This window comes from Pandoraea sp. PE-S2R-1 (assembly GCF_002179865.1).
Taxonomy (GTDB): domain Bacteria; phylum Pseudomonadota; class Gammaproteobacteria; order Burkholderiales; family Burkholderiaceae; genus Pandoraea.
The window spans coordinates 1-412 of the sequence record NZ_NGUR01000136.1 but is presented as its reverse complement, the minus strand read 5'-3'; the positions used below and the strand labels follow the sequence as shown (position 1 = coordinate 412).

Annotated in this window: 1 pseudogene; it reads right to left on the bottom strand. The window is 65.8% G+C overall.

The features are described 5' to 3' along the window. A pseudogene (locus CDV44_RS28215) lies at nucleotides 1–412 on the bottom strand (hypothetical protein); the annotation flags it as partial.

Genomic DNA, 412 nt, shown 5'->3' with positions numbered 1-412 from the left:
CCACGCGGCCATGCAAACGCAGATCGTGCTGCTCACAGAATTCACGCTGAACGGCACCCAGCCGCTTCGCCGCATCGACCAACGGCGGCGGCCGGCTGCCGTCGGCGGACACCGCGTCGAGATGCGTGAGGTGGTCCTCGAAGCACAACATCGATGCCGGATCGTGCAATGCCGGTACCGTATCTCCGAAGGCGTGACGCAAGAAGCTCACGGCCATCGGCGTCACGTATTCATGGGAGAAGCGCCAGTTGGCGGGTACGAACACCGCGTCGCCCGAGCGCACACGAACCACGCCCAACGCCTTCGCGATGAGCTTCTCGCCGTAGGTCATGGCACCTGGCGTGTGGGCAGGACGCGGCGGCACGACGTTCCCTGCCAATCGGCGCTGCGTGTAGCCGAATAGCCCGCCGCT